The organism is Accumulibacter sp. (assembly GCF_016789985.1).
GTDB lineage: Bacteria > Pseudomonadota > Gammaproteobacteria > Burkholderiales > Rhodocyclaceae > Accumulibacter.
In genome coordinates this window covers 1-8,383 of sequence record NZ_JAEUOL010000239.1, presented here as the reverse complement: position 1 = coordinate 8,383, position 8,383 = coordinate 1, and the positions used below count along the sequence as shown (strand labels likewise).

Below are 8,383 nucleotides of genomic sequence, written 5' to 3'. Positions count from 1 at the left end.
CTGCGCCTTGTCTCCGCCCTTCTGGCAGAATGCGACGAGGAATGGATGACCGGGAAAATCTACCTCAACCTGAATGACTGATGGCTATATCCCGATGGAATCCCTTGGGGGCTTTTACAGAAAAGAAGTTGCGCTGCCAAGGCGGCAAGCCGCGGAGACCGCTGCGCTGTAACCAGATGGTCTATTTGGATGTCACTTGCAATTGTTTCCAAAAGCTTATAGTGTGCCGTTTGGTACCCATGGTCATAAGGTGTGGTTCTGTCGCAGGACTCCGGATGCCTGCTTAGTTGCGTAGACCAACAGCAAGAAAGGACTGTCATGAGCACCGTCAAAGTCGTTGAGAGGGTTGATCCCCGCGAAATCCGTCGTAGGCTGGGTTTGAACCAGCAGCAGTTCTGGTCAAAGATCGGCGTGACGCAGAGCGGTGGTTCGCGCTACGAAAGCGGCCGCAACATGCCCAAGCCAGTGCGTGAGTTGCTGCGCCTCGTGCATGTCGAGCAGATCGATATCCAGCGCCTCAAGCGGGAAGACTTCGAGGTGGTCGAATACCTCAAGGCCGAAGACCCGGAACTTTTCAAGACGCTCAAGAAAGCTGCCAGGAGCAAGTTGAAGAAGGCTGCCGTCTAGGCGTGTCAGGTTTCCTGTACCGCATGTCTGCGCTGGCAGTAATCATCCTCGCCAGGATGAAGGGATGGAAGTGGCCGTTCCGCGGGGCTTTGCGATGTCCCGCGCGAGGACGCCTCGCTCGGTAAGCCGGAAGTTCGCCAGGGGAGTCTGCGTGGCGTGGCGCCCGTCATCATGCGGGCAGTCACCGGTTCGATGCCACCGACGTCATTGATGCCGTGACCGGCGAGGGGCCGACAGCTCAGTCGATGGCCAGCATTTCCCTTGCATGCTGGCGAGTGAGCGGCGTGATCTCGATGCCGCCGAGCATGCGGGCGATTTCTTCTATACGTGCGTCGACGTCGAGCACCGCGACGCGGCTGCGCAGTTCTCCTGCTTCGGTATTCTTGCTGACCTGCCATTGCCAGTTGGCACGCGCGGCCACCTGTGGCAGGTGGGTGACGCAAAGAACCTGTCTCTGCCTCCCCAGTTCGCGCAACAGCCGCCCAACGACCTCGGCAACACCACCGCCTATGCCGACGTCGACCTCGTCAAAGATCAGCGTCGGCACGCTCGCCGCTTGACTCGTCACCACCTGGATGGCCAGGCTGATGCGTGAAATTTCGCCACCTGAAGCCACCTTCGCCAAGGGCCGTGGCGCATTGCCGGCCAGTCCGGCGACGCGAAACTCGACCTGTTCCAGGCCACCGGCGTTCCCTGCTTCGACCGGCAGCAGGGCGACTTCGAAGCGGCCGCCGCCCAGTGCCAGTTGTTGCATGACCTGGCTGACTTCTCTGCCCAGTTGCTCGGCTGCTACCGCTCGTTTGCCTGACAGCACTTGGGCAAGCTGCTGATATTCTTCACGCGTCGTGGCGGCGCGCGCCGCCAGAGTGTCGAGGTCGGCCGCTTCACCGAGCAGTGACAGCCTCGCCTGCCAGCGGTCCAGCAGGTCCGGCAATTCGCCGGGTGCGCAGCGAAACTTTCGTGCGCATGCGAGAACTGCTTCTATACGGCGCTCGACTTCCCCCAAGCGACGCGGCTCCAGGTCGACACGGTTGGCATAGCGACGCAGTGCCGAGATGGCTTCGCCGAGTTCGGCCTGGGCCGACTGGAGCAGTTTGGCGACCTCCAGGAGCGCGGGATCGTATTCGGACAGGTTGTCCAGGCGACTGGCCACCGAGGCGACCCGTGTGTCGCAGGCAGCCTCACCCTCGGCCAGCACCTGCAGGGCGAATTGGGCCCCCTCGACCAGGCTGGCCGCGTGTGCCAGGCGCTTGTGTTCCTCGTTCAAGGCCTGCCATTGGTCGTTGGAGAAAGCGAGTGCCTGCAACTCGCGAACCTGCCAGTCCAGTTGCTCCCGCTCGGATGCCAGGGCCTCGACTCCGTCGCTGGCCGCTTCGAGCGCCTCTTTGGCAGCTCGCCATTTGCGCCAGGCGGCAGCCACCTCGGCCAGCAGCGGCTCCAGCCGCGCATGTCCATCAAGCAGCACGCGTTGCGCTTCGCTGCGTAGCAGCGATTGGTGAGCGTGCTGGCCGTGAATGTCGATCAGCGATTCAGCTATCTCGCGCAACTGCTGCACGGTTACCGGCGATCCGTTGAGATAGGCGCGCGAGCGGCCATTGCTGTCCACCACACGCCGCAGCAACAGGGTTCCCTGGCTGTCGAGATCGTGCTCCTGCAACCAGGTGGCGGCAGCCAGCGAATCCGACAGGTCAAATTCGGCGCTTACTTCCGCACGCTCGCAAGCGGCCCGAATCAGCCCGCTATCGGCGCGCTCGCCGAGCGCGAATGCCAGAGCGTCGACGAGGATCGATTTGCCGGCGCCGGTTTCTCCGGTCAGCGTGCCGAACCCCGTCTGAAATTCGAGTTCCAGCCGGTCGACCAGGACAAAGTCGCGAATCGTCAAGCGCCAGAGCATCTGATTCTCGTCGCCCGGATGATCTAGTGTTCCTTGGGCCGCTCGCTCCAGTGCAGTTTCTGGCGGAGCATGGCAAAGTAGCTGTAGGCCGGCGGATGCAGCAGGGAGATCGAGTACTCCGAGCGGCGGATGCGAACGACATCGCCGTTGTGCAGATCGACCGTTACCTGACCATCGAAATGGGCGCGTGAGTCGGTTGCATGAACAATGCGGATCTCGATCTCGTTGCGGTCACCGACCAGGATCGGCCGGTTGGTTAGCGCGTGCGGGCAAAGTGGCACCAGCGCGATGGCTGACACCTGCGGATGAAGGATCGGCCCGTTGGCCGACAGTGCGTAGGCGGTCGAACCGGTCGAGGTGGCAACGATCAGTCCGTCCGAGCGCAGATGATAGATGAACTCGCCGTCGATGAAGAGTTCGAACTCGATCATCCGTCCGATCGCACCCTTGTCCACCACCACGTCGTTGAGCGCGAGATTGGAAACCACGCTGCGCTCGGCACGGACCACCTCGGCGTCGAGCAGCATGCGTGTCTCGGAGACGAACTTGCCGTCCAGCAGGTCATCCATGCAGGCCAGCATGTCGGTCCGCGCGATGTCGGTCATGAAGCCGAGACGGCCCTGGTTTACGCCAACCAGAGGTACGCGGTAACGGGCCAGTTGGCGCGCCGCATTGAGCATCGTGCCGTCGCCACCGACGACGATCGCCAGATCGGCGTGCGCTCCCAGCCAGGGGAAGCTGCCACTTGCCCAGCTCCCGAGGGCAAGATGCGAGACGACGTTGCTCGCCGTATCCTCCTCGAGCAGGACGGTAATGCCACGCTCATGGAGGTAACGGGCGAGCAGGCGAATTGATTCGGCAATCTCGGGACTGTGGTACTTTCCAACCAGCGCGATCGTCCGGGGTGGTGGCGCACAGTCAGCCGAAGCTTGCAGAAAGGCATTATTCATGGGGGCGAATTAAACCACAATTCGGCTTCCGTCCGCGGTACCCCGTGTGTCGAGGTTTTTTTGTAGAATCGGAGCCATGCTCGACGAACGCGCCAGAATGCTGCTCAAGACACTGATCGAACGTTACATTGCGGAAGGTCAGCCGGTCGGCTCGCGCGCCTTGTCACGTTATTCGGGTCTCGACCTGTCGGCCGCGACGGTACGTAACGTCATGGCGGACCTCGAGGATATCGGCCTCATCGCCAGCCCGCATACCTCTGCCGGGCGAGTGCCGACGGCGCGCGGCTACCGTTTGTTCGTAGACAGTCTGTTGACGGTCAAGCCACTCGACAGGGAAAAGCTTGACGCCATCGAGGGTCAGTTGCTGCCCATGCAGCCGCGCCAGTTGATCAGCAACGCCTCGCATCTGCTCTCCGGGCTGACGCATTTTGCGGGGATCGTCATGACACCGCGTCGTTTGACGCCGCGCATTCGTCAGATCGAATTCGTCAGTCTTTCCGAGCGACGGGTCCTGTTGATCCTGGTCACAGCCGATGGCGACGTGCAGAACCGCTTGCTGTTCACCTCGCGCGCTTACACGCCCTCGGAACTGGTAACCGCCACCAACTACCTGAATCAGCATTTCGTCGGTCACGACTTCGAGCACATCCACGGACAGGTCCGCGAGGAACTGCAGGAATTGCGTGGTGACCTGCAGGCACTGATGTCGGCCGCACTCGCTGCCGGGGATGAAGCGATGCGCGGACCCACCGAACGTTATGTCATCTCGGGTGAGCGCAACCTCCTGGAGGTCGAGGAATTTTCTTCCAACATGAAGCGCTTGCGCGAGTTGTTCGACCTCTTCGAGCAACGTACCGCCCTGATGCAATTGCTTGATCTCTCGCAGCGTGCCGACGGGGTGCAGATCTTCATCGGCGGCGAATCGGGACTGGCACCGCTCGATGAATGCAGTGTCGTCACCGCTCCCTACGAGGTTGACGGCCAGGTGGTTGGTTCGGTCGGCGTCATTGGCCCGACACGGATGGCCTACGAACGGGTCATCCCGATCGTCGATATCACCGCCAAACTGTTGTCTTCCGCGCTGACCTATCAGGCCAATTGCTGATGTCCCGCTACCTCGCCGAACCGGCCTACCGCCACGGTTCGCCGGCACAGACTGCCGTTCTGATGATCAACCTGGGAACACCGGAAGCGCCGACCAGGCAGGCCGTGCGGCGCTACCTCGGAGAGTTCCTGGCCGACCCGCGCGTGGTCGAGATTCCGCGGCTGCTGTGGTGGCTGATCCTCAACGGGATCATTCTGAACACCCGGCCACGGCGTTCGGCCGAGAAGTATGCGGCGGTGTGGACGCCCGACGGATCGCCGCTGAAGGTTCATGTCGAGCGCCAGACCAAGCTCCTGCGCGGCTTTCTGGGTCAGGCCGGGCATCAGGTAGTGGTCGACTACGCGATGCGTTACGGTCAGCCGTCGATTCCGGCTGTCTTGTCGCGGCTCAAGGCCGAGGGTTGTACGCGCATTCTTCTGCTGCCCCTTTATCCTCAGTACGCGGCCAGCACGACGGCCACCGCACTCGACGCCGCCGCTTCGTGGCTGCGTGGTGTGCGTAATCAGCCCGAGATGCGTTGTGTCAGGAGTTTTGCCGACCATCCGGGCTACATTGCAGCGCTGGCCGCCATCGTGCGCGAGCACTGGGCCAGCTACGGTCTGCCGTCGGGTTCCTATCGCCTGGTGATGAGTTTTCACGGACTGCCGCACTACACCCTGGAGCGCGGCGATCCCTATCACTGTGAGTGTCACAAGACCGGCCGGTTGCTCGCCGAGGCGCTCGGTCTCGGTCAGGAGCAGTACCTGGTCTGTTTCCAGTCGCGTTTTGGCCGCACCGAGTGGTTGCAGCCCTACACCGCGCCAACCCTTCGGGCGCTGGGGAAAAAGGGGATGCAGCGCGTGGACGTGATCTGCCCAGGGTTTACCGCTGATTGTCTCGAAACTCTGGAAGAGATCGCCATCGAAGGCAAGGCCGAGTTTCTGCAGGCCGGTGGCAAGGAATATTGCTACCTTCCCTGTCTCAACGAACGTGACGACTGGATCAGCGCCCTGGCCGAGTTGGCCGCCAGCCACCTGCAGGGCTGGCCGACGCAGATCGCCACCGATCCGGGAAGCCTGCAACTCAGCGCCCTGCGTGCACGCGCCTTGGGCGCGACGTTCTGAACGATCGATCGGCGACGGCCACTGCCACGCCAGCCGGAGCAAAAAAGCGGCGCTGGTAATTTCGGCGCCGCTTTTTTGCTCCAACTGTCCGGGTGCTTTCCCGGCCCAGGCGCGGGCCGGACAATCCAGGAGTTCTCAGTCCATCGCTTCGTAGAGCGGCAGGGTCAGGAATTCCGGGTATTCCGGCGTCAGCGACATCCTGTCGAAGATGACCGCCGCCTGGTCATAGCTTGCGGTGTCTTCACCCTGGGCGCTGACCGTCGCCTTGACCTTGACCAGTTCCTCGGCAATCATCCCGCGCACCATTTCGGCGGTGACCTTGCGGCCGTCGTCGAGCACGCCTTTTGGCGAAACGACCCACTGCCAGACCTGTGAGCGCGAGATCTCGGCCGTGGCAGCGTCTTCCATCAGGTTGTGGATCGGCACGCAGCCGTTACCGGCCAGCCAGCTGCCGAGGTAATGAATGCCGACGTTGATGTTGTTGCGCAGCCCGGCCTCGGTAATCGGCTGCGATGGCTGGAAGTTGAGGAAGTCGGCTGCCGTGAAGGTTTCGTCGCGCTGCTTGTCCCATTGATTGGGGCGCTCGCCGAGCACCTTCTGGAACTCTTCGCCGGCGATCGCGACCAGCCCCGGGTGGGCAACCCAGCCCCCATCGAAACCATCGTTGGCATCGCGCGTCTTGTCGTGACGGATACCGGCCAGAGCCTTCTCGTTGGCCACCGGGTCGTTCTTGATCGGGATCAGCGCACTCATGCCACCCATTGCCGGCGCGCCGCGCTTGTGGCAGACCTTGACCAGTTGCAGGGCGTAGCTACGCATGAAGGGGACCTCCATGGTGATGGCGCCGCGGTTGGCGAGGCAGAAATCGGCATTTTTCTTGAACTTCTTGATGCACGAAAAAATGTAGTCCCAGCGCCCGGCATTGAGGCCGGCGGAGTGCTCGCGCAGTTCGTACAGGATCTCCTCCATTTCGAAGGTGGCGAGAATCGTTTCGACCAGGACGGTTGCCTTGATCGTTCCGCGGGGCAGACCGACGTGCTCCTGCGCCATGATGAAAATGTCGTTCCACAGGCGGGCTTCGAGGTGCGACTCCATTTTCGGCAGGTAGTAGTAGGGGCCGGCGCCACGCGCAAGCTGTTCCTTGGCGTTGTGGAAGAAGACCAGGGCGAAGTCGAAGATGCCGCCGGAGACCCGCTGGCCGTCCACGGTGACATGCTTTTCGTCAAGGTGCCAGCCGCGCGGACGGATCTGCAGGGTGGCAATCTTGTCGTTCAGCGTGTATTCCTTGCCGGCTTCGTTGATGAATGACAACTGGCGACGGATGGCCTTGAAGAGGTTGACCTGACCCTGGATCTGATTGTCCCATTTCGGGCTGTTGGAGTCCTCGAAGTCCGTCATGTAGGAGTCGGCACCGGAGTTGTAGGCGTTGATGATCATCTTGGCTTCGACCGGGCCGGTGATCTCGGTACGGCGGCGCTCCAGCGCCTTGGGCAGCGGCGAGATCTTCCACTCGCCTTCCCGAATGTGCCTGGTTTCAGCGAGGAAGCCGGGCATTTCGCCGGCGTCGATGCGCGCCTGCCGGGTGACGCGCGCCTGCAGCAGTTCCTGACGGCGCCCTTCGAAGGCGCGATGGAGTTTGGCCACCAGTGCCAGCGCGTCAGGGGTGAGGATGGTTGCGTAACCAGCTTTGATCGGGGCGTTGATTTGCATTCCGGGAGGCAGATCGAGGCTCATGCGGGGACTCCTGTCGATGGGTTATGATGCAGTGCAAGAATTCTATTGCACTCGTCAGAGAAAGATAAGGGCGAATAGAATCAAAGTATCTTTTACTTTTAGTATCGAATTGAAGACATGGACCACATCAAGCAGATTCAGGCCTTCGTCAATTCGGCAACCCGGGGCAGCCTCTCGGCAGCCGCTCGGGCCGAGGCGGTCACTCCGGCGGTGATCGGGCGGCGCCTCGACGCGCTGGAGGCGCGTCTGGGGGTCAAGTTGCTGCTGCGCACGACGCGCAAGCTGTCGCTGACTTTTGAGGGGCAGGCTTTTCTCGAAGATTGCCAGCGGATACTCAACGATCTGGCGAATGCCGAAGCAGCCGTTTCACTGGGGGGCATCCGCGCCAGCGGTCACCTCAGGGTGTCGGCGCCGGCCGGTTTTGGACGCCGGCATGTGGCGCCCCAGGTGGCTGCCTTCATGGAGGCCAATCCCGAGGTTACGGTGCGACTCGACCTCACCGACCGGCTGGTCGATCTGCTCAATGAAGGGGTCGACTGTGCGGTACGGATCGGCGAAATGGCCGATTCCAGTCTGGCAAGCAGCAAGCTCGGCGAAATGCGGCGACTGGTGGTCGCCAGTCCCTCCTATCTGGGGTGCCACGGCGAGCCAGTGACACCCGATCAGCTTTCGGCACACAACTGTCTCTCGCTTGGTCAGCAGCGCGGCTGGGCACTGCGCCAGATGCCCGGGGGTGAGGTGGCAAACCGCAAGGTGGCAGGTAGCTTCGAGTGCAACGATGGTGCCGTTCTGCACGAATGGGCGTTGGCCGGCAAGGGCCTGGCATGGCGTTCGATGTGGGAAGTGGGGGACGACTTGCGCGGCGGTGCGCTGGTGTCGCTGCTCGACGAATATGCCGCGCCGCCGGTGGGTATCTACGCCGTGTTCCCGCAGCGCCGGCATCTGCCCTTGCGCGTGCGTCTGTTCATCG

At 62.2% G+C, this 8,383-nt stretch carries 7 protein-coding genes; 4 read left to right on the top strand and 3 right to left on the bottom strand.

Annotated elements, in window-relative coordinates; all coding sequences use genetic code 11:
* The first annotated feature begins 318 nt into the window (after nt 1-318).
* Nucleotides 319-627 carry a transcriptional regulator gene (locus tag JNK99_RS13595; RefSeq protein ID WP_291853988.1) on the top strand — a complete coding sequence of 103 codons (309 nt, stop codon included), beginning with the start codon at nt 319-321 and terminating at the stop codon, nt 625-627.
* 238 nt (nt 628-865) lie between these two features.
* Here JNK99_RS13595 and recN read toward each other — a convergent pair whose 3' ends face one another.
* Together recN and JNK99_RS13585 are read right to left on the bottom strand one after the other, a co-directional pair.
* Nucleotides 866-2,521, bottom strand: coding sequence for a DNA repair protein RecN (recN, locus tag JNK99_RS13590; RefSeq protein WP_291853986.1), 1,656 nt, complete (start codon nt 2,519-2,521; stop codon nt 866-868).
* 23 nt (nt 2,522-2,544) lie between these two features.
* The gene (locus tag JNK99_RS13585) at nt 2,545-3,471 is read right to left on the bottom strand and encodes an NAD kinase (protein WP_291853984.1); all 927 of its coding nucleotides are present in this window, start codon (nt 3,469-3,471) and stop codon (nt 2,545-2,547) included.
* Nucleotides 3,472-3,547: 76 nt separating this feature from the next.
* On the opposite strand from JNK99_RS13585, the gene hrcA reads away from it, so the two are divergent.
* Nucleotides 3,548-4,576: a heat-inducible transcriptional repressor HrcA gene (hrcA, locus tag JNK99_RS13580; protein ID WP_291853982.1), complete on the top strand. Its 1,029-nt coding sequence runs from the start codon at nt 3,548-3,550 to the stop codon at nt 4,574-4,576.
* A complete protein-coding gene (hemH, locus tag JNK99_RS13575) occupies nt 4,576-5,679 on the top strand; it encodes a ferrochelatase (protein WP_291853980.1) in 1,104 nt (367 codons plus the stop codon). The genes hrcA and hemH overlap by 1 nt, the downstream gene beginning before the upstream one ends.
* 135 nt (nt 5,680-5,814) lie before the next feature.
* Here hemH and aceB read toward each other — a convergent pair whose 3' ends face one another.
* On the bottom strand, nt 5,815-7,413 hold the full coding sequence (aceB, locus tag JNK99_RS13570; protein WP_291853978.1) for a malate synthase A: 1,599 nt from the start codon (nt 7,411-7,413) through the stop codon (nt 5,815-5,817).
* A gap of 117 nt (nt 7,414-7,530) precedes the next feature.
* Here aceB and JNK99_RS13565 point away from each other — a divergent pair.
* A partial coding sequence (locus tag JNK99_RS13565; protein WP_291853976.1) for a LysR family transcriptional regulator occupies nt 7,531-8,383 on the top strand: 853 nt, incomplete at its 3' end.

What these genes read in the sequence shown, in the direction of transcription:
- JNK99_RS13595 (WP_291853988.1), top strand. Translation starts at nt 319, where the DNA reads ATGAGCACCGTCAAAGTCGTTGAGAGGGTTGATCCCCGCGAAATCCGT.
- recN (WP_291853986.1), bottom strand. Translation starts at nt 2,521, where the DNA reads ATGCTCTGGCGCTTGACGATTCGCGACTTTGTCCTGGTCGACCGGCTG.
- JNK99_RS13585 (WP_291853984.1), bottom strand. Translation starts at nt 3,471, where the DNA reads ATGAATAATGCCTTTCTGCAAGCTTCGGCTGACTGTGCGCCACCACCC.
- hrcA (WP_291853982.1), top strand. Translation starts at nt 3,548, where the DNA reads ATGCTCGACGAACGCGCCAGAATGCTGCTCAAGACACTGATCGAACGT.
- hemH (WP_291853980.1), top strand. Translation starts at nt 4,576, where the DNA reads ATGTCCCGCTACCTCGCCGAACCGGCCTACCGCCACGGTTCGCCGGCA.
- aceB (WP_291853978.1), bottom strand. Translation starts at nt 7,413, where the DNA reads ATGAGCCTCGATCTGCCTCCCGGAATGCAAATCAACGCCCCGATCAAA.